At 59.0% G+C, this 18,872-nt stretch carries 20 protein-coding genes and 1 tRNA gene; 8 read left to right on the forward strand and 13 right to left on the reverse strand.

All coding sequences use genetic code 11. The features are described from left to right. Positions 1-54: 54 nt before the first annotated feature. Together V0U79_RS08340 and V0U79_RS08345 are read right to left on the reverse strand one after the other, a co-directional pair. Positions 55-1,185, reverse strand: a complete 1,131-nt coding sequence (locus V0U79_RS08340; RefSeq protein WP_330199036.1) for a S41 family peptidase — start codon at positions 1,183-1,185, stop codon at positions 55-57. Positions 1,186-1,295: 110 nt separating this feature from the next. After that, positions 1,296-1,372: transfer RNA gene (locus tag V0U79_RS08345), tRNA-Ile, on the reverse strand. Between the two features lie 143 nt (positions 1,373-1,515). Here V0U79_RS08345 and V0U79_RS08350 point away from each other — a divergent pair. Beyond that, complete coding sequence (locus tag V0U79_RS08350; RefSeq protein ID WP_330199037.1) at positions 1,516-2,211, forward strand: SIMPL domain-containing protein; 696 nt, start codon at positions 1,516-1,518, stop codon at positions 2,209-2,211. Here the strand turns inward: V0U79_RS08350 and V0U79_RS08355 are convergent. Both V0U79_RS08355 and panD read right to left on the reverse strand, forming a co-directional pair. After that, positions 2,208-2,612, reverse strand: coding sequence for a hypothetical protein (locus V0U79_RS08355; RefSeq protein WP_330199038.1), 405 nt, complete (start codon positions 2,610-2,612; stop codon positions 2,208-2,210). The two genes, V0U79_RS08350 and V0U79_RS08355, sit on opposite strands and share 4 nt — an antisense overlap. Positions 2,613-2,668: 56 nt before the next feature. Continuing rightward, entirely contained in the window at positions 2,669-3,034 is a 366-nt protein-coding gene (gene panD, locus V0U79_RS08360; RefSeq protein ID WP_330199039.1) for an aspartate 1-decarboxylase, read from the reverse strand. Positions 3,035-3,130: 96 nt separating this feature from the next. On the opposite strand from panD, the gene V0U79_RS08365 reads away from it, so the two are divergent. From V0U79_RS08365 to V0U79_RS08375, 3 genes are all read left to right on the forward strand, one after another. Further along, the gene (locus V0U79_RS08365; RefSeq protein WP_330199040.1) at positions 3,131-3,943 is read left to right on the forward strand and encodes a carbon-nitrogen hydrolase family protein; all 813 of its coding nucleotides are present in this window, start codon (positions 3,131-3,133) and stop codon (positions 3,941-3,943) included. Between the two features lie 184 nt (positions 3,944-4,127). After that, positions 4,128-4,547 carry a DoxX family protein gene (locus V0U79_RS08370; protein ID WP_330199041.1) on the forward strand — a complete coding sequence of 140 codons (420 nt, stop codon included), beginning with the start codon at positions 4,128-4,130 and terminating at the stop codon, positions 4,545-4,547. A 50-nt stretch (positions 4,548-4,597) separates the two neighbouring features. Beyond that, complete coding sequence (locus tag V0U79_RS08375; protein ID WP_330199042.1) at positions 4,598-5,143, forward strand: hypothetical protein; 546 nt, start codon at positions 4,598-4,600, stop codon at positions 5,141-5,143. Positions 5,144-5,156: 13 nt separating this feature from the next. On the opposite strand, the gene V0U79_RS08380 is transcribed toward V0U79_RS08375, so the two are convergent. Together V0U79_RS08380 and V0U79_RS08385 are read right to left on the reverse strand one after the other, a co-directional pair. Continuing rightward, positions 5,157-5,447 (reverse strand): aspartate decarboxylase, encoded by a 291-nt coding sequence (locus V0U79_RS08380; protein ID WP_330199043.1) that lies wholly within the window; start codon positions 5,445-5,447, stop codon positions 5,157-5,159. 66 nt (positions 5,448-5,513) lie between these two features. Continuing rightward, a complete protein-coding gene (locus tag V0U79_RS08385; RefSeq protein ID WP_330199044.1) occupies positions 5,514-6,239 on the reverse strand; it encodes a hypothetical protein in 726 nt (241 codons plus the stop codon). Positions 6,240-6,570: 331 nt separating this feature from the next. Here V0U79_RS08385 and V0U79_RS08390 point away from each other — a divergent pair, with 331 nt between their 5' ends. Next, entirely contained in the window at positions 6,571-7,947 is a 1,377-nt protein-coding gene (locus tag V0U79_RS08390; protein WP_330199045.1) for a hypothetical protein, read from the forward strand. A gap of 134 nt (positions 7,948-8,081) precedes the next feature. Then, positions 8,082-8,510: a hypothetical protein gene (locus V0U79_RS08395; protein ID WP_330199046.1), complete on the forward strand. Its 429-nt coding sequence runs from the start codon at positions 8,082-8,084 to the stop codon at positions 8,508-8,510. Between the two features lie 50 nt (positions 8,511-8,560). Here V0U79_RS08395 and V0U79_RS08400 read toward each other — a convergent pair whose 3' ends face one another. From V0U79_RS08400 to V0U79_RS08430, 7 genes are all read right to left on the reverse strand, one after another. After that, on the reverse strand, positions 8,561-9,451 hold the full coding sequence (locus V0U79_RS08400) for an aspartyl protease family protein (protein WP_330199047.1): 891 nt from the start codon (positions 9,449-9,451) through the stop codon (positions 8,561-8,563). Positions 9,452-9,494: 43 nt separating this feature from the next. After that, positions 9,495-10,235 (reverse strand): helix-turn-helix domain-containing protein, encoded by a 741-nt coding sequence (locus V0U79_RS08405; RefSeq protein ID WP_330199048.1) that lies wholly within the window; start codon positions 10,233-10,235, stop codon positions 9,495-9,497. A gap of 84 nt (positions 10,236-10,319) precedes the next feature. Continuing rightward, the gene (locus tag V0U79_RS08410; RefSeq protein WP_330199049.1) at positions 10,320-10,742 is read right to left on the reverse strand and encodes a secondary thiamine-phosphate synthase enzyme YjbQ; all 423 of its coding nucleotides are present in this window, start codon (positions 10,740-10,742) and stop codon (positions 10,320-10,322) included. Further along, the gene (locus tag V0U79_RS08415) at positions 10,717-11,307 is read right to left on the reverse strand and encodes an NIF family HAD-type phosphatase (protein ID WP_330199050.1); all 591 of its coding nucleotides are present in this window, start codon (positions 11,305-11,307) and stop codon (positions 10,717-10,719) included. Before V0U79_RS08415 ends, V0U79_RS08410 begins: the two co-directional genes overlap by 26 nt. 59 nt (positions 11,308-11,366) lie before the next feature. Then, positions 11,367-13,460, reverse strand: a complete 2,094-nt coding sequence (rpoD, locus tag V0U79_RS08420) for an RNA polymerase sigma factor RpoD (RefSeq protein WP_330199051.1) — start codon at positions 13,458-13,460, stop codon at positions 11,367-11,369. 38 nt (positions 13,461-13,498) lie between these two features. Next, positions 13,499-15,343, reverse strand: coding sequence for a DNA primase (gene dnaG / locus V0U79_RS08425; protein ID WP_330199052.1), 1,845 nt, complete (start codon positions 15,341-15,343; stop codon positions 13,499-13,501). A 59-nt stretch (positions 15,344-15,402) separates the two neighbouring features. Further along, entirely contained in the window at positions 15,403-15,870 is a 468-nt protein-coding gene (locus V0U79_RS08430; protein ID WP_330199053.1) for a GatB/YqeY domain-containing protein, read from the reverse strand. Positions 15,871-16,038: 168 nt separating this feature from the next. Here V0U79_RS08430 and carA point away from each other — a divergent pair, with 168 nt between their 5' ends. Together carA and V0U79_RS08440 are read left to right on the forward strand one after the other, a co-directional pair. Further along, entirely contained in the window at positions 16,039-17,223 is a 1,185-nt protein-coding gene (gene carA / locus V0U79_RS08435; protein ID WP_330199054.1) for a glutamine-hydrolyzing carbamoyl-phosphate synthase small subunit, read from the forward strand. Next, a complete protein-coding gene (locus tag V0U79_RS08440) occupies positions 17,223-18,848 on the forward strand; it encodes a methyltransferase domain-containing protein (RefSeq protein ID WP_330199055.1) in 1,626 nt (541 codons plus the stop codon). Before carA ends, V0U79_RS08440 begins: the two co-directional genes overlap by 1 nt. Positions 18,849-18,872: the final 24 nt, after the last annotated feature.

The raw sequence follows: 18,872 nt of genomic DNA on the forward strand, positions 1-18,872 counted from the left end.
GGATTCACCCAAATAGCCAATAAATACAGCAATTAACGTCTTCAGATCGTGTATTTACCGCCCCTGCATGAGCGCGGCGAGGCTGCTGGCGTCCAGCGAGGCCGCATCTGCTTCTATTTGCGGCACGTAGGTTCCACCCGGTGGACGCAGCCGACCCCGGTAAACCTTCAAAGAGATGGACAATCGCCCCGCGCGGCTTGGTAGTGCAACCCGCCGATTGTCAATATACTGGGTATCGGAGCCCGTTTCTTCACCAATATGGACAACACCCGGCAGCGACATGAGCTGGTCCATAAAGTTAAGACAGGAGCTCGCACAAGCGCCGTCGGTTATGACGAACACATCGGCCGAGACAGGGCTTTGAAGGGTGCGAGTTACCTGACGGGTGTTGAAGTTCTGATACACATAATCGTCGCCAGCCAATGCTGCGGCGTGGATTCTATCCGCAATTCCGGTCCAAGCTTCTGCGGTCCGTTGCCGCCCATTCTCAGCGTGTCTTTGAGCAATGGCATAGACATGTGCGGCATTGTCTTCGGTTGCACGCCAATCCACTCCCTCCGCTGAAGCAGGGACCCAGTCCAGAAAAACTTCCGCCGTCCACAATGCTCTCGTTATCCGGGTCGCAAATGAGCTGTCACCTCCGCGGTTACCACGAAGATCAAACACAATTGTATCCAGCTCCCGCAGGGTTTCGGCCTGAGCCTCAATGTTCTCGGTGACTGAAGCTATCTGAGAATTCCGTGCATTGAAGCTTAGGATGGTGATCCATGCCGAGTTATCCGTAATTTCGATACCTTCGCGACCAGCCTCTTGCGTTCGGCTGGTCACATATCTCGAAAAGGCACCAAAGGCGTCAGTGACTGTTTGTACATACAGATGGCCATCGGCAAAGGTATCCGTGTAGGCGTCCAGCGCCGCTCGGTGATCAAAGGCTGTCCTTGCGGCTTCGGCCAGCGGCATCGCGCGAGCAAGCGCTTCGTCCATCTGCGCCAGGAATTCCGGATTTTCAGGGTCAACCGGTCCCGGGTGATGTGCAAGGATCGTATCATGGACAAACTGGACATCCTGAACCGCGCGCGTCTGCCAGTCGCCAAACTGCAACCAACTAAAAATGACAACCGCAGCCACCAGCAAAAGAGAGACCAACCCCAGCCCGACCCGGCCCATTAACACCATGATTTTCATTAGAATCCCCCAATCTTTACAAATTCTGGAAGGGGAATGTCGGGATGTCAAACTTGCAAATCCAGCCAGGCATTCCTCGCCGCCGGCAATTGCCGAGCTTACAAATGGAGTGGTGGGCCCGGAGGGACTCGAACCCCCAACCTAGCGGTTATGAGCCGCCAGCTCTAACCAGTTGAGCTACAGGCCCCCAACAGGCAGGCGATGAGACATACTGCCCTGCGCGGCGCTCGCCAAGCGGGGATGACCGCTGGATGAATACCACCGCCCTAATGATGCCAAAGGCGCGGGCCAGAAAGTCTGCTACAATCTCGCCTTCCCAAGGAGTTCAACATGATCCGCGCCCTTCTTCTTGCCACCGCCCTCACCTTTCCGGCTGCAACAGCCATGGCCCAGGACGACGAGCCCGGCCGCCTGTCGCTGAGCGCGACGGGAGAGGTTCAGGCCGTTCCCGATATGGCAACAGTGCGTTCCGGTGTGGTGACGGAAGCCCGCACCGCCTCAGAAGCCCTGAACGCCAATTCCCGGCGGATGAACGGCGTGTTTGCGGCCCTCGCCCGCGCCGGCATTGCACGGGAGGACATCCAGACCTCGAACCTGCAGATCAATCCGGTCTGGTCGAACTATTCGGCAGGCGAAGAACGCCGCATTACCGGCTATCGCGCCACGAATACGGTAACGGCCCGCGTCGATGAGCTGGACGAGCTGGGTCAGACCATCGACGCGCTCGTCTCTTCCGGTGCCAACAATATCGAAGGCGTCACCTTCGGACTGGAGGATGATGCTGCGGCCCGCCGGGAAGCACGCCTGCGCGCTGTCGCCGAGTTGCGCGAAACGGCGGAGCTGTATGCCGGTGCACTGAATGTGGAATTGGGGCGTTTGCTGGAATTCTCGGAATCGGGTGGTTATTCGCCGCAACCGACAGCCATGTTTGCCCGGGCCGAGAGCTTTGATGCCGCCACTCCGGTCGCAGCGGGTCAGCTGACCATATCGGTCACCATTACCGGCGTCTACGCAATCGAGGACTAGGCAGCGTCGCGACGGGCGCGGAAGGTTTCCGCCTCGGCCAGGATCCAGTTGCGGGCATCCTCAGGATTGGGGAAGGCCCGCACAGACAGATTCTGTGCTGCCAGCAGGCGGGTCATGAACATGACGTGGGCCAGCTGTCGCTCATTATAGACATAGGCGAACGGCAATCCCCGCGGCAGACCGGTGCCGAAAGTCTCGGCGATCGCCTTGTACTCGCCCATGGAATGACCGAGCACACAATCGGTATAATCAATGATGACGCCGTTCAAAGGGGCGGTCTCGAAGCGCCTGACGAGCGTTTTTGCATTGTCATGACTGATCGAAAACGAGTTCGGGCCATGCAGCACAGCCTGGAAAATTCCAAGCGGGTCAATAATCGACTTGTCGACAGTAAACGCCAATTGCGTCTCCAGCTTCGCTGATCCGGAGCGGATAAGGGTTCGCGAACTCCGAAGCCTTAAGCGGCCTTTGGATTCTCGATCGGCGTGTTGGTGTCATCCAGTACGACGACATCGGGAATGTGGCGCTCGGCCTCCGCGGCCTCCATTTCGGCATAGGCCACAACGATGATGCGGTCCCCGACCTGCGCCAGGCGGGCGGCTGCACCATTAATGCCGAATTTCCGAGAACCGCGTGGTGCCGGAATGGTGTAGGTCGTAAAGCGTGAGCCATTATTGATATTCAGCACATCCACCTGCTCGTAGGGCAGAATGTTGGAGGCTTCCAGCAGGTCCAGATCGATCGAGATCGAACCTTCATAATGAAGATCGGCCTCGGTCACGACGGCGCGGTGGAGCTTGGCTTTCATCATTTTCAGACGCATGGCTTTTCCCTAGGGTCAGCATTGTTGCGGCGCATATAGCCGAATTGCGCGTGCGGATATAGTGCCGGTGTCGGCTGGTTCAAAGGATGACGACGAATGACAAGACTAGCCGCACTTCAGCACGCCATGTCGCCGGATATTGCGGTCAATCTGGCAACCGCCGAGCGCATGCTGGCCACTGCATCCCAACAGGGCGCAAAGCTGGCCGTCTTTCCAGAAGTCCAGCTTTCCCCCTTCTTTCCGGTCCGGGCGGGCGGCGATGCCAGCCGCTATGCCATGCAGAAAGACGATCCGGCCATCACTGCGCTGGGCGAGATGGCGCGAAAGCACCGGATCGTTACCGTCGCCAATATCTACTTCCAGGGTCGGGACGGTGAGCGCTTTGATGCCTCACCTGTCTTCGATGCCGATGGCACTTTGCTGGGTATTTCGAAAATGGTGCACATCGCCCATTTCGAGAAATTCTGGGAAAAGGATTACTACGCTTCCGGCTCGGGCTTTGATGTCTATGACACGGCGGCCGGCAAGCTGGGTATCGTGATCTGCTATGACCGGCATTTCCCGGAAAGCTATCGCGCCTGCGCGCTGCAGGGGGCAGAGATCATCGCCACGCCGACCTGCAATCTGGCCGGAGAACCGCTGGACCTCTTCGCCTGGGAAATGCGGGTTCTGGCGATGCAAAACTCGGTCTATTCCATCCTCGCCAATCGCTGCGGCGTCGAGGATGACACCGGCTATGGCGGACATTCGGTGATCGCCGGCCCGGACGGCTCGCTTCTGGCAGAGGCCGGGGATGGCGAGACCGTTCTGTTTGCCGATTATGATCTGTCGGAACGAGCAGAGATCGCCCGGCAACGCCGCTGGTTAGCCGAACTGAAGCCGTGGTTGAGGCCGGAGACGCGCGGCTGACGGGCCCAGAACGCATTTCAGCCGCAACGGGTCATCCGAATGTGACTGTCTGCAAATCCGTTACGGCAATACACGTCTTCGCGCGGCTAAAGGCTGGATCAAATATTGATCAGAATACTGTGAGGTGACTGGCGCTTTCGATGCATCATGCCAACCAATTAGGCCTCAGAACACGGAGGCATACATGACCGAAGCAATTTCATCAGCCAAGCTCAGCGGACTCACCCGGCATTCACACTGGTTGTTGCGTGCCGCTTTCGCCGGCGTCTTTCTGTTTCACGGTACCGACAAGCTCATGAATCTCGAGGCAAGTGCTTCGATGATGGGATTGCCAATCGCTGTTTGGGCCCTCGTTGCACTGGCTGAAACAGCTGCAGGCGCTGGCATTATTGCGGGAGCTCTGATTGCTGGCCGCACCGGAGATTTGATCACGCGCGCCTCAGGCTTCGCGATACTGCCCGTCATGCTTGGCGCCATTGTAATGGTTCATATGGGACGGTGGAGTTTCGTACCAACGGAATCGCACCCGATGGGCGGTATGGAGTTTCAGGTCTTCCTGTTGGTGACAGGGCTTATCTTTTTGTTGCGAGGCAACGAAATCTGAATTCCAGCACCTGGATATCGCAGCAACCCTTTCGAAAATCGGAGATATTGATGCAGACCCTTTTAGCGATCGCCGCGTCAATGGCCATACAGGCAGCGCCGCCGGATATGTCCTTTGAACCCGATGGGGCCCACCCATTCGGGCGGCCCAACCCCAACGCATCTGAAGCGCTTGATGATTTCGCATTCATGATCGGCTCTTTCGAGTGCCCGACAATGCTGACCATCCCGGGGCAAGAACCGGTCGAATTCATGACCGCGGTTCGCGGCCAATACTACCTCAACGGCTATGGCGTCATAAACCATACCTATGGGCCGAATGGCACAGGTGTGATGACGTATTTATGGAATGCGGCTGCTGGACTCTGGGTCATTGATTACACAGCCGCGCCCAACTTCTCGCGTTCAACCTGGTTTTCGGTTGATACAGGCGTTGCTGGTGAGCTGGCTTCTCAGACCGACAACGCCCAGACCGGCCGTCAATTGAGATCGGTTTTCTTCGATCAAGGGATTGACGGTTTCAGTTGGCGGCTGGAGGCACACTCGAATGGCCAAGTTTCCGTCTTGCAGACCTCAGAATGCCAACGGATTGCTTGATAAAGATGTCAGCCTAGCCCTCGCGCCATTTCTCCATTGATGAAGAGATCGCGAAGGTCTCCCGGTATTTCGGGCTGTCGGACGGGCGCGGCGGCCGATCGCGCGTCAGCTCCATAATCTCTGCCAGCTTGTTGTGGGCAGCACCGGCCTGGCCAGCGCCGATATAGGCATGAAGCTCGACCAGCGCATTGGACAAGGGATCATCGGCGCGGATCACGAAATAGGGCTCGTCGTCCGCAAGGTCCGGATAACAGTCGAATTTGGACGGGTTGGATTTGGATCCCAACGTGCGATCGGTGGACATGGCATCAGCCTTTCATGATTGGCACGAATCGTATTGCGCCAAGTCTAGCGCGCTCTGCCGGATTGATCAGCCTATAGCGGCCGGGTCCAGCAGTGGACCGCGCGCCATGGAAGTCTGGAAGAGCATTCGCATCAGGCCAGGCGCGTCAATCGTTGTTGTATTGGCGAGATGATCGATAATGTCCTGCGGGACAGATCCTTCAGGCGCTAACGGGTTCTGAGCTGCGATCGAGGCTTCAAACAGGGCGATATCGCCGTCCCGATCTCCTGTCAGATCCGCGATCCGGTGAAGAATGACGGCAGAACAGGCTGGCGAACTGCCGGCATCACGCAGCGTGGCCACAGATAGTCCATCGAGGACCTCCGCTTTCTGACGGGCGACACCGTTGAAAATTCCAAACATCATGGTCACCGAATCTTCGTCGGCTGCGATCGAGAAAAGCTGGTGCTGCAACAGCATCGCCCGTCCATGATAACGCACACCTTCAATGCCCGACGAAAATTCGATGAGGCCCGTATCATCCGACCGTATCATGGTGATGTCGTGCAGGCACCGGCCCGGCAGATCACTTGATGAGCGTGTCGATCGCCATATCCCGTCATAAGCACTGGCGCGGCGCTTGGCCCCGCGCGTGGCCTCTTCGATCAGCACGTCGGGAATCCATCCGGCCATGGAATTGGGCATGCCATTGCCCGTGGTCACACCCAGTCGTTCCGAGAATGAAGGCAGATCGCGTTCCCATTCCAGCATGGTGAATCCGTCCACGCGCTCTGCGATGAACTGCGTCAGCAAGGACAGATTATGCTCCGAGGGAATAACTGCGCCGGACGCCCAGCGACCAACCAGCGACTTGTCAACATTCAGCCCCGCCGCCAACCCCGCCCTGCTAAGTGACAGAGTTTTCAGCAGAATTTGTAGCTTTTCGGCGAAGGATGTCGGCCTCATGGCGAGAATGTGTCACGGGTTGCACGTATATGCAACCGGGTTGCAAACCGGTGCAACCCCGCATGCGCGTTGTTGTTCGACGCTGCACCTCCACGCATGCCGGGAACGTCGGCAAAAGCCTCCTCGTAATCACCGGCGCTTGTTGAGGGACAGCGCGGTCCATCAACAGGAGAGTAAAATGAAACTGAAACAGATCATGCTTGGAGGGCTGGGGCTCTCTGTCCTCGCTTCGCCCGTCTTCGCCGATGGCACGGATTTCCCGTTCGCCGTCCATGACATTATTATTTCCAACCACACCCAGATGGTGAACATCACCGTGGCCAATGTCTCGAACTCGACCGATCCGGCCGATCGCGAGCTGCGCATGGTGTCTGCTGATCCGGTGGTCAGCATCAATGGTCAGGTCTGGTGCAACACCTATCAGTTCGCCGAAACAGCGGCCCTTCGCGCTGATATCCGGCTTGGCGCTGTCAACATTGTGTCTGCCCCGGGCGGCGGCACCCAGCCCTTCATGATGAGTGCGAATCCGATGGCGACCGAGGCTTTCAGCGGCACGCATAATCTTGAAAACTATGCCTTCCAGCAGTCTATCGATCTGCCCGATAGTTATGATGCGGACGCGCTCGTAAATATGGATTATTTCAATCCGGTCAGCATCGTCGAAGCACGGCTGGCCAACTTCCTCGAAAACAATGCCGGCACCGAAGCCGACTTCCTTCGTCAGGACGATGTGTTCGAAGCGGAGTTCGATGTCAGCATTGTGGGCTGGTGTTCGTATGAAAGCGATATTCTCGACAATGACTATGCTGGCGCCCGCTGGGTAACGATCGACGCCCATATCTTCTACCAGGGCGATGATGACATTCAGGACGTCGTGCAAACGGTCAGCAGTGTTGGCTCGGTCACGGCCCCCGTGCCCAGCCGGGCCCGTGGGGTGGCGACGACGCGTGGCAGCTCCGCTACGCCGCCTGCCCGTAATACACGCCCGGCCCGTGCGCGCGTCGACACTGTCAATGATGATCGCGCCAGTGATGACGACAATGAAGCCGCCTTGCTTCTACCCGCTGTCCAGCGGGTTCGCGAAGCCGCGCGCCATTCGCGCTCCGGCAATGAGAAAGCCACAGGCCTGGACAAGCAGCAGGTGGGCCGCGGCCGTGCCCGGAGCCGCGCCACGGTGACGTCAAGCGGCGCTGCGGCGAGCGCACCCGGAAATGATGGCCTCGATACCGATAGCGATGGTGTACGGACCTCGGTTCAGCATCCCTACCGCCTTGACGTGAATAATGGTGAGGAACCGCAAGCCGGGCTGCTACTGCCAGCCGTGCAGGCCGCGCGCGCCAGTGCCGGCAATGGCCAGGCTAATGAGTCAGCCGCCGGCGTGGAGCCGGATGTGATCGGCACGGGCGCCAGCGCTCCCCAGCCGACACCGCGAGATCCACTTCTCGTGATCAATGAGGCAACGGCGGATCCCGAACCGCAGGCCACACCGGTCGATGCGCTGATGATCATCAACCGCAATGCGGACGATGGTGTTGAGCCGGACGAGATTGACTGAGCACCTGACGACGGATCCCACCCATATCCACGTCGTCAACACGGGCGGGCGGTTCGCATCCAGCGGACCGCCCCTCACTCCCCAACCGAGACAAAGCGGCGGTTCTGTGAGTAACCGCTCGATGGAGACATGACATGAAACGCAATATCCTTGCCCCCGCCCTGGTCGCCCTGACCGCCCTTGCCAGTTTTTCTGTGGCCGCCGACGCCCAGCAACGGGCGACCCGCGCCAACACCCAGATGCGGGGCGTCCAGGCCAATTATGAAGCCAACACGCCTTACGAGTTTGCCACCTGCCCGATTCACCGGATCTGGATGACTTCGAGCGGGATTGTCTTTGCCTGCGATGGCAATGCCATGGTGTTCGACGGTGGCAGCCAGCCCGGCGGCATTTCAGCTGCCATGACATTGCTGGTCAGTCTGCAGGAAAACGACCGCAACGCCTATGTGCGCTACCAGGTCGATGCCGATAATCCGGCCTGCTCTGAAATGGATTACACCCATTACCAGGGCATGTTTGGCGACGGGACCTGCACGCGCGTTGTATCCTTCGGGATCGGCTAGACACTTCCTGCCAGACGTGAGAAGGGCGGCTCGGTCGAGCCGCCCTTTTTCTATTCCGCCAGGTGTCGGAATTCCGCGGTCTGATAGTCGATGGCAAAGCCGGGTAACCGGCCGAGAACATCCATTCCCAGGATCACACCCGGCTCGTCCACCATCCGGAATGTGGAGAATGTCGGGCTATCTGTGAACTCAAGCGGTGCCTCATCGATGACCACGCTGCCGAGCGCTATCCCGCCCGTAAATCCGGTATAGCGCAGCGACGTCTGCTGCGTGACACCGGCACGGATTTCGTTTGCGGCCAGATCGGACGCGTCCAGTCCGAGCGCCGCCATCATTTCCATGTTGGCGAAGCTGGTGGACGCACCGGTATCGATCAGGGCACGAACCTCGACGCCATTGATCCGGATATTGGCGACGGCAAAACCGCCATACATCAGCTCGACGGGTATAGCTTCACCGAGACCGTTTGCGGACACATCACCAAAGGCGACCTCTCTGGCCTCGAAATCCATAATCAGGCGCTGACCGGCGAAGAATTCCTGACCGAGAATTCCGTCATGGCCGATATCGCTTTCATCGTGTGCCGCGGCGGCCGACATGTAGAGGCCGTTTTCAACTCGCCGGCCAGCGATCTCGACCGAAGTGATCGGGTACATGTCGAGATAGGTCACACCGGCTGAACCATGGGCCTGGGCGCGATTGTTGGGATCGGCCACCAGCTCCAGCTCATCGACGATCTGCGGGCTGATCGCGGTGCGCTGCGCCGCCGTGTCGATGGCAAACAGGTATTCATGCTGATCATTCAGCACCACACGCGCCGACGGGCGGCCACCTGAATCGAAAACGATGTCGCTGGAATGGGCCGTGTCAGTGGCATTCGCACAGGCCGAGGACAGGCCTGCAATGACGGCTATCGTAAGGAATAGGGAGGATCTGGGCATGTTTGGCTCCTTCGTTGATCGGAGCCTGTCTAAACTTGCTGCATCAGAGCGTATTGGAAATTTGTGATCCGCCGTACTGGCTGCGCAGTGCACCCGGTGTGACGCCCCATTTCTGGCGAACCGCGCTGGTCATGTGGGCCTGATCATAAAAGCCCTCATCAACCGCAATCCCGGCCAAATCCTCGCTCGTTGCCACAAGGCGCTTGTGCACGCGTTCGAGGACCGCGATCTGGCGGGCCTGTTTGGGCGAACAACCGAACCAATCGGTGAAACTGCGGGCGAAATGTTCCCGTGACGCCCGGAAAGACGCCGCAATGGTCTCGATCGGCAAAGCGGTGCCCAGCACATCATTGCGTGCTTCAACCAGCCAGGACGGCGGCTCCGTTGCGTCGGGGCGGACAATCGCCTGACAGGCTCGCGCGACGCACTCGAACAAGGCCAATTCATCAGACCCGCCAGAAGGCAAAACGTGATCGCCAATGAAGTGATTGCGGCGAGCCAGCTGCCGCGACAGCCGGCGGCCCAGGCGAACGTCGCGCACATGGATATTACGGCAGGCGGTTATCGACCGTGATTGAAGTTCGTGCATGGCACCGGCGGGGGACAGGCGCCAGCTGCCGGCGCCCAGACGAATTCCGTTTCCGCTATCGGCCTGTTCGATCTCACCGGAGCGGACTTCCAGAAGGTGCCAGCGGTCATGGCCATGGCCTTGCCAGGCCTCATCGGCCGACATGGTAAAATGCGCCTCGGTGAAGGCGGAGATAGGCGCTCTGACCACTTCCATGAAGTCTCTCTAGGCCTGTGCCAACAGGAAAGCCAGCATCCAGCGGTCGAGTTTCCTAAATTTAATAATGGCTTGGCGCGGGGTTCAGCTGGAAAGATGCAGAATTATTTGGCGCTCGTGCGGCCGGTCCCGGTGCTCGAACAGGTAAAGCCCCTGCCAGGTACCCAGCGCCAGCCGGCCATCCGTCACAGGGATGGAGAGCGAGGTCGCAGTCAGCGCCGCCTTGATATGGGCTGGCATGTCGTCGGGACCTTCCGTGGTGTGGCGGAGCCAGACCATGGACGGATCATCGCTGTACGGGACAAGGCGGCGGAAAAACTCGTCCATGTCGCGGCGCACATCCGGATCAGCATTTTCCTGGATCAGCAGGGAACAGGAAGTGTGCCGGACGAAGCAGGTAAGCAGACCCTCCCCGTCCGCCTCGCCCGCCACAAACCGGGCGGCCTCGGACGTGAAGTCATAGAGGCCGGGACCGACTGTATCAACGTGCAGAATAATCTGAGGCATTCACCAACCGACGCCAATGCCGTTTTTCTAGTTTGCGAAAATTTCCAACATCGCGAATTGAAATCAAATATTTCAGCAAGTGTAGTAATTCGCGGTCGTCTTGATCGCCTTCAAACTCGCTTGGATAAATAACGTTACCGTAGTTCTGCACCGCTTTGCGGGGCGTATCATCAACAATAAGAACCCTCTCCAAAGGCCACCCAAGCCGTCCTACCTTTTTGAGGGGTTTTACGAATTCAGTATGATCTGGATCATATGTATTCAACCTACCTTCGGCATCGGGAAATACAGTTCTTACTGCCCGACTGCGGCCCCAAACGAATTGAAGTGAATGGGACTCATCAAAAATGTTTGCGACAACATCCGATACATACTCGTCGGATGCAGAGGACCAAACGGCTACCTTGAAGTGCTCAGATACACCTGCCAGAAACTCTGACAGAAATGGCCTTTTGTAAACGTAGTACTCACCAACCATGAAGTGAGATTCGTAGGACAGCCGTTCGCTCGACGCATGAACCAACGTCTCGTCGAGGTCCAAAATTAGGAGCGCTTGCTCAGTCATTGAGTCACGTCCCGGCGATGTAACGCAACCAACCAATTAATGAAGACTATTTCAATACTCTAGTTATCCAGGAAGCTCCGCAGCTTGCGCGACCGGCTCGGGTGTTTGAGCTTGCGCAGCGCCTTGGCCTCGATCTGGCGGATCCGTTCCCGGGTCACAGAGAATTGCTGGCCGACTTCCTCCAGCGTGTGGTCCGTATTCATGCCAATGCCGAAGCGCATGCGCAGGACGCGTTCTTCCCGCGGGGTCAACGAGGCGAGCACGCGGGTCGTGGTCTCGCGCAGGTTTGCGTGAATGGCCGCGTCGATCGGCAGAACCGCATTCTTGTCCTCGATGAAATCGCCGAGGTGAGAGTCTTCCTCGTCGCCGATCGGGGTTTCCAGAGAGATCGGTTCCTTGGCGATCTTCATCACCTTGCGAACCTTCTCCAGCGGCATGCCGAGCTTCTCCGCCAGCTCTTCAGGTGTCGGCTCGCGGCCGAATTCGTGCAGGAATTGACGCGAGGTGCGAACGATCTTGTTGATCGTCTCGATCATGTGGACCGGAATCCGGATGGTCCGGGCCTGGTCGGCGATCGAGCGGGTAATGGCCTGGCGGATCCACCAGGTCGCATAGGTCGAGAATTTGTAGCCGCGGCGATATTCGAATTTATCGACCGCCTTCATCAGGCCGATATTGCCTTCCTGGATCAGATCAAGGAATTGCAGTCCGCGATTGGTATATTTCTTCGCAATCGAAATAACCAGGCGCAGATTGGCCTCGACCATCTCTTTTTTGGCGATGCGCGCCTCGCGCTCACCCTTCTGGACGGCCTTCACAATGCGGCGGAAGTCATCCACCGGTACGCCGGAGCGTTGGGCGATGTCTGAAATGTCCTCGCGGATGCGGTCAACATCGGCAGCCTCGCGCTCCACAAACCTCGTCCAGGCCTTTGATTTCTTTTTGAAATCATCAAGCCAGCTCGGGTTTGTTTCGTTTCCGAAATATGCTTCCATGAACTCCAGGCGCGGCACGCCATGGGCGTCTGCCATGCGCAGCAGCTTGCCTTCCAGAGCCATCAATTCCTTATTGATCGCATAGAGCTGTTCGACCAGCGCCTCGATCCGGGCATTGTTGAGGTGCAGGCTGTTCAGCTCGGTGACAATACGCGCTTGCAGCTCTTCATACTTCTCGCGGCTCTGCTTGGTGAGGTCCTTGCCCTCGATGCGGGCGTTGACCAGCTTGTCCTGCAGCTTGCGGAAGGCCGTGAAGTCGGACGCGATAGCGTCCAGGGTTTCCATGACCTCATCGCGCAGCTCGGCCTCCATGGCCGACAGGGAGAGGTTGGCGCCCTCATCCTCGTCTTCGTCATCATCGTCGCCGTCGCCTTCACCCTCGGTCTGGTCGTCCTTGGTTTCGTCGTCCTTTTTCTTCTTTTCCTCATAGCCCTCCGGCATTTTCGGCTTGGGCTTGTCTTCCGGCTTGCCGCCCGGCTGCTGATCAGGGCGCCCGGTTTCCGAATAATCCGGTTGCGGATTCTTGCCGCCATAAGTGGCGTCGAGATCGATCACGTCGCGCAACAGAACACGGCCTTCAGCCACTTCCTCGCGCCAGACCATAATAGCCTCGAATGTCAGCGGGCTTTCGCACAAGCCACGGATCATTGCATTGCGGCCGGCCTCGATCCGCTTGGCGATGGCGATCTCGCCTTCGCGCGACAGCAGTTCGACCGTGCCCATCTCCCGCAGATACATGCGGACCGGATCATCGGTGCGATCAGCAGAGGATGGCGTGTTCTGGCCTGTGACGGCAGTCGAACCACTTTTGGCCGAGACCGCCTTGCCACCGCTCTCGCCATCGCCGTCATCATCGTCATCGCTGTCGTCGTCAGAGGCTTTGGACTTGTCGCCGTCCTCGTCGTCATCGGGCGTATCCTCGCTCTCGATAACGTTGACGCCGACTTCAGACAGCTGGGCGAGCACATCCTCGATCTGCTCGGAGGTAAACTCCTCCTCGGGCAGAACCTTGATGATCTCGTCATGCGTGACATAGCCGCGCTTCTTTGCGGCCTTGATCATTGCCTTTACGGACTGATCCGTCAGATCGAGCAGCGGACCGTCCTGTTGACTTTCACCGGAGGTGTTTGCCGCTGCTGCTTTTGTCTTTGTCGCCATTCCAAAAATTTCCTGTCCGGCGGAGATCCCGCCGTTCGCTAACCCTGACCTTCATCCGGCGCGTCCGCCGGTTGCCGTTTCGCCCGGCCGCGGCGATGTTCCTCCATCAAGCCGCGAAGCGTTTCGGCATCATCATTCTCAATTTCCTCGGCGAGCCGAGACCGCATTTCCTGCCGCTTCTTATGGAACCCCGAATGTTCCATATAATCGCTCGCGAGGCGTGTCCAAGCCTCTTCGCGCTGAATGGCAGTTGCCGTGTCACCCCCCAAGCCCGCACGCATGGGCGCGCGCTCCAGATCCAGACGCCTCAGTTGAGCATCAAAACCCTTGTTTATCAAAGTATTGCGCAATCCGCCATCCTGCGTGGCCTCATCATAGGACACTGTGTCCAGAATGGCATCCCTCAAACTGGTCAATTGTCCGCAATCGAGGCCCGCCAGCATTTCGGCCTGGTTCTCCGCGATTTCGGGAAATTCGATCGCAGCCAGGATCAGATGCCTCAGCCGCGTCGGGATCGGGCCGGTCTCAACCAGCCGCTTGGTTTCCGATCGCGCACCCGGCGTCACGCCGCGACGCCGATAGCCGCGCGATCCACGCGCCGGCGAGCCGAACGCCTTTTCCATGCGCTGGTCAAACTCGCGCTGATATTCCTCGCGAACGGCCGGATTTTCGATCCGGTACAGCAAGGCGCGCAGACGCTTGCGGAATCCGGCCCGGCGATCGGGATCGTCGAGCGGTTCTTTCTCGAACTCCATATCCCAGAGGATGGAGGCCAGCGGCCGGGTCCGGTTCACGGCCTCCTTCAGTGCACTGGCGCCCTCGTCGCGCAGCACGTCATCCGGGTCCTTGCCATCTGGCAGGAACACAAAGCGCAATGTCCTGCCCGGCTCCAGCAGCGGCAAAGCCCGTTCAGCGGCCCGATTGGCCGCCATTTGACCTGCGCTGTCACCATCAAAGCAAAGCACGGGCTCGCCGCCCGCGCGCCATAACAGGTTCAGCTGATCCTCGCCCAGCGCCGTGCCAAGCGGCGCCACCGCATGCCCCAACCCGGCCCGGTCAAAGGCAATGGCGTCGAAATAGCCCTCGGCCACGATCAGGCCTCGCGCACCCGATTTGGGATCAGAGGCCGCCCGGCGGGCTTGTGGATAGCGATAGAGGTTATGCCCCTTGTGGAAGATCGGCGTCTCGGGCGAATTGAGGTATTTCGCCCTTGCATTGGCCGACATGGCCCGCCCACCAAAGGCCACCAGCCGGTTTCGCGGATCGCGGATGGCAAACATGATGCGGCCCCTGAACCGGTCATAGGGCGTGCCGCCATCGTCCGGTGCAATCAGCAAACCACAGTCGATCAGCTCACCGGGCCTGGCACCGGCAGCGATCAGCTCGTCCTTCAGCGCATTGCGGCTGTCAGGCGCAAAACCGATCTCGTAGCGCTCCCACTCCGCTGGTCCATAGCCCCGGCCTTCAAGATATTTGCGTGCATCGGCGCCCGCGCCCGAGCGTAGTTGAGCAGAGTAGAAACGCTGGGCGACTTCCATCCACTCGACCAGGGATTTGGAGGCCTCGGCCTTTCGGGCGGCTTCGGGATCCGCCTTCGGCAGGGGCAGTCCCGCCAGCGAAGCCAGCTGCTCGGCGGCTTCCATGAAGGACAGGCCCTCCATCTTCATCAGCCAGTCAAACGCATCGCCATGCTCGCCGGAGGCAAAGCAATGGTAGAAGCGCTTCTCGTCATTGACGAAGAAGGATGGCGTCTTTTCCTTCTTGAAGGGCGACAAGCCAGCGAACTCACGACCCTGGCGTTTCAGGCTGACCTTTTTGCCCACCAGATCCGACAGCCGGATCCGGGCACGTATCTCGTCCTTGAAATCGTCGGTCAGACGCATGTGCACTCCAGCCACCGGAACCCGACAGCCTAATCAAAGCAATCGGGTTTGGCGACGGGTCAGGCGGCGTTCGTCAACAGGGATTTGATCGTGGCACCAGCGCGCGAGAAATCCATGCGGCCGGTATAACGCTCTTTCAGCGTGCCCATGCACTTGCCCATATCCTTGAGCCCGGTCGCGCCCAGTTCCTCGACGACGCCGCGCGCAGCTTCCTCGATCTCGCCCTCATCCATCGGCTTGGGCAGGTATTCGCGAACAATTTCCGCTTCCGCCCGTTCTTTTTCAGCCAGGTCCAGACGACCGGCATTTTCGAAGGTTTCAGCGCTTTCGTCGCGTTGCTTGGCGAGCTTTTGCAAGATCGTCATGATCTCGTGCTCCTCGCAGCCCTGGCAGCGGTCTTCCGCGCGCGCAGCGATATCGCGATCCTTGATAGCGGTGGAAACGAGGCGCAGCGTCGAGAGACGAACCGCATCCTTTTCCTTCATCGCCGTTTTGAGATCCGACAGAATTCTTTCCCGTATGGACATGTGCCCTAAACCCTTGGTGCTCAGAATGATTCTGTAAGCAGCTGAATTTGTGTTGTTTTCTTGCTCAAGCTGTTTCTTGACGCAATTCGGCGCGTCTCCTAGCTTCGCGCGCCAACCCGATATAGAAGATAGCGATCACCGCCCTCTATTTGCAAGGAGCGCGCTCGTATGACGACGACGCAAAAAAATCAAGCCCTGACACCAAAGAGTTACGCGCGACTGGTGCTGGCTGACGGAACGGTATTTGCCGGTCAGGGACTGGGGGCGAAGGGCGAATCGCTCGGTGAGCTTTGCTTCAACACGGCAATGACCGGACAGCAGGAGATCCTCGCCGACCCGTCTTATGCCGGTCAGATCGTCTGCTTTACCTTTCCGCATGTCGGCAATGTCGGCACCAATGAGGAAGACGAGGAAGCCATCAGCGCCCCTGCGCGTGCCGCCGCCACCGGAATGGTGATGCGAGCCGATATGACAGCGCCTGCCAATTACCGCTCCACAGCCGCCTTCGATACCTGGATGGCGCAGCGCGGGATTATCGGCATCTCCGGCGTCGATACCCGCGCCATAACCCGGCGCATACGGGAAAACGGAATGCCAATGGCGGTTATCGCACACTCGGACAAGGACGAGTTTGATATCGAAGCGCTGATTGCGCGTGCGCGGGAGGCCAACTCCATGGAAGGCCAGGAACTGGCCGAAGCGGTCATGTCCACTTCGGGTTCTGACTGGAAGGAAGGTGACTGGATCTGGAATGAAGGCCATGAGACCGGCCCGGCGGACGGTCCACTGGTCGTGGTTCTCGATTATGGTGTGAAAGCCAACATTCTGCGCCGGCTGGTTTCAGCCGGAGCCCGGGTGAAAGTCGCTCCTGGCAAATCTTCCGCGACCGACATCCTGTCCATGAAGCCGGACGGCGTGGTCGTATCCAACGGCCCCGGTGATCCCGCCGCCACCGGTCAATACGCGCTGGATACCATTCGCGGTGTTATCGATGCCGGCGTTCCGACGCTGGGCATCTGTCTGGGTCACCAGATGCTGGCACTGGCGCTGGGCGGCAAGACGCTGAAGATGGCGCAAGGCCATCATGGCGCCAATCACCCGGTCAAGAACCATGAGACCGGACAGGTCGAGATTGTCTCTATGAATCACGGTTTCGCCGTTGATGCCTCCAGCCTGCCCGCCGATGCGGTCGAAACCCATGTCTCTCTGTTCGACGGATCGAATTGCGGTTTCCGCCTGACCAACCGGCCTGTCATGTCCGTCCAGCATCACCCGGAAGCCAGCCCGGGACCGCAGGACAGTTTTGCGGTGTTCGACCGGTTTGTGGCTTCGCTCAGCAAAGAGACAGCCTGATGACAGAGGCGCGGACCTGCCCATCCTGTGGAGGCCGGTTCAAAACCGCTTATGAGCCGTTCGATATCCCGTTGGGACAAAAGGCCGGTATCGAAGCGTGTGATCAATGCGGGCTGGCTCAGCGCGTGCCCGGAGTCGCTTTCGATTTCACTGATATCGGTGCCGAGCACTACATGAATGACTGGCAGGCTCTGGAATTGTCCGGCCTGTCTTTCAAATACGACCGGATGGTCGACCAGGCGCGAGATCTGGCGCCTTGGGTCATGAAGAATGGACCCTGGCCACGCCATTTGCTCGATGTCGGTAGCGGCCCCGGCTATTTCCTGTTTCATGCCCGCGCGCATGGCTGGAAAGTTTCTGGCGTCGACCCCTGGAAGGTGATCGCCAACTGGGGCAGCAAGCATCTGGACCTGCCGATCGAAGCGTCCCGTATCGAAGACAGCCAGCAAGCTGCGAAGTCTGTCGAAGTTGTCACGGCGATGGATGTGATCAGCTTTACCGACGACCCTGTCGGTTTCCTGAAGGCCTGCCGGGAAAAACTGAAACCCGGCGGCATGCTGATGATCTCGACGCCAAACTTTGACAGCGGCGCACGCAAGGCGCAGGGGCCGGACTGGCCCGGCCTGTCAGCCAATGCACGGCGCTGGTTCTTTACGCCGGATAGCCTCGAACGCGCCGCCCGTGCCGCCGGCTTCGGTGCCTGCCGTGTGCAATTGGCCGGCGGCGCCGACGGTGATGAGGAATTGCTGTTCTATGCCCAGAGTCCGTTCAAGGCCTCGGTCGGGTGGGCCGACATCGCCGAGGAAGCCCCTTCCGACAACATGCTGCCGCCGCTGGATCGAAAACAGGTGGATGAAAACCTCCTCTCGGACGAACAGCGGCACTGGCGCGAGCACGGCTTCCTGATCCTCAGAAATTTTATCCCGCACGATGTCATCGATGCCTATTGCCGGGTGCGGGAGAAGGTCCCGGCGCCGGGCGGATGGGATGATGAAACGCCGTATATGGGTGTGGAGGAAATCCGCGACCTCTGCCTTTACCGGCCGCTCGTCGACAAGCTGACCAGTCTGATCGGCGAGGAAATGGTGATGAATCTGAACCTCACTGGCTGGAAGACCACCCAGCGCGACTGGCACCAGGACGACTATCTGAACCCCGATGAGGTTCGCGGGCGTTATGTCGCCTGCTGGTTTGCGCTGGATACCATTACGCCGGATTCCGGCCCCTTCCAGTTCGTGCCCGGCACCCACCAATGGCCGCACATCAAGAAGAGCAAAATCCTCAACTTCGTACCGGAAGAGGTTCGCCAGACGCGCGCATGGCCAATCCACTCGGAGCGGGTCCTGACACCCTTCTTCGAAGAAATGATCGAACGCGAGAACCTCTCCAAAGTCGATTTCACGGCCGAGAAGGGCGATGTGCTGATCTGGCATGCCCGCCTCCTTCACCGCGGCACGGTTGCGAAAAATCCCGACCGGCTGCGCAAGGCCATCATCACGCATTACACGGCGCTGGATGCCATGAAGCATTATGGCGCGGTCGAGCGCTGGGATACGGGCGGGCTCTATTTTGTCGAGCCGACGAAACGCGCTCCCGATCCGAGCCGGGTTGTGGAACCGGTATGATTTCATGGAGGGCCGAAGCATGCT

Origin of the sequence: Hyphobacterium lacteum (assembly GCF_036330345.1) — a bacterium.
In the GTDB taxonomy this organism is placed as follows: Bacteria; Pseudomonadota; Alphaproteobacteria; order Caulobacterales; family Maricaulaceae; genus Hyphobacterium; species Hyphobacterium lacteum.

Bases quoted from the DNA above. Each gene is read 5' to 3' on its own strand.
- carA (WP_330199054.1), top strand. From the start codon at position 16,039: ATGACGACGACGCAAAAAAATCAAGCCCTGACACCAAAGAGTTACGCG.
- V0U79_RS08365 (WP_330199040.1), top strand. From the start codon at position 3,131: ATGACAAGACTAGCCGCACTTCAGCACGCCATGTCGCCGGATATTGCG.
- V0U79_RS08390 (WP_330199045.1), top strand. From the start codon at position 6,571: ATGAAACTGAAACAGATCATGCTTGGAGGGCTGGGGCTCTCTGTCCTC.
- V0U79_RS08370 (WP_330199041.1), top strand. From the start codon at position 4,128: ATGACCGAAGCAATTTCATCAGCCAAGCTCAGCGGACTCACCCGGCAT.
- rpoD (WP_330199051.1), bottom strand. From the start codon at position 13,460: ATGGCGACAAAGACAAAAGCAGCAGCGGCAAACACCTCCGGTGAAAGT.
- panD (WP_330199039.1), bottom strand. From the start codon at position 3,034: ATGCGTCTGAAAATGATGAAAGCCAAGCTCCACCGCGCCGTCGTGACC.
- V0U79_RS08400 (WP_330199047.1), bottom strand. From the start codon at position 9,451: ATGCCCAGATCCTCCCTATTCCTTACGATAGCCGTCATTGCAGGCCTG.
- V0U79_RS08375 (WP_330199042.1), top strand. From the start codon at position 4,598: ATGCAGACCCTTTTAGCGATCGCCGCGTCAATGGCCATACAGGCAGCG.
- V0U79_RS08395 (WP_330199046.1), top strand. From the start codon at position 8,082: ATGAAACGCAATATCCTTGCCCCCGCCCTGGTCGCCCTGACCGCCCTT.
- dnaG (WP_330199052.1), bottom strand. From the start codon at position 15,343: ATGCGTCTGACCGACGATTTCAAGGACGAGATACGTGCCCGGATCCGG.
- V0U79_RS08430 (WP_330199053.1), bottom strand. From the start codon at position 15,870: ATGTCCATACGGGAAAGAATTCTGTCGGATCTCAAAACGGCGATGAAG.
- V0U79_RS08380 (WP_330199043.1), bottom strand. From the start codon at position 5,447: ATGTCCACCGATCGCACGTTGGGATCCAAATCCAACCCGTCCAAATTC.
- V0U79_RS08415 (WP_330199050.1), bottom strand. From the start codon at position 11,307: ATGACTGAGCAAGCGCTCCTAATTTTGGACCTCGACGAGACGTTGGTT.
- V0U79_RS08440 (WP_330199055.1), top strand. From the start codon at position 17,223: ATGACAGAGGCGCGGACCTGCCCATCCTGTGGAGGCCGGTTCAAAACC.
- V0U79_RS08405 (WP_330199048.1), bottom strand. From the start codon at position 10,235: ATGGAAGTGGTCAGAGCGCCTATCTCCGCCTTCACCGAGGCGCATTTT.
- V0U79_RS08340 (WP_330199036.1), bottom strand. From the start codon at position 1,185: ATGAAAATCATGGTGTTAATGGGCCGGGTCGGGCTGGGGTTGGTCTCT.
- V0U79_RS08410 (WP_330199049.1), bottom strand. From the start codon at position 10,742: ATGCCTCAGATTATTCTGCACGTTGATACAGTCGGTCCCGGCCTCTAT.
- V0U79_RS08350 (WP_330199037.1), top strand. From the start codon at position 1,516: ATGATCCGCGCCCTTCTTCTTGCCACCGCCCTCACCTTTCCGGCTGCA.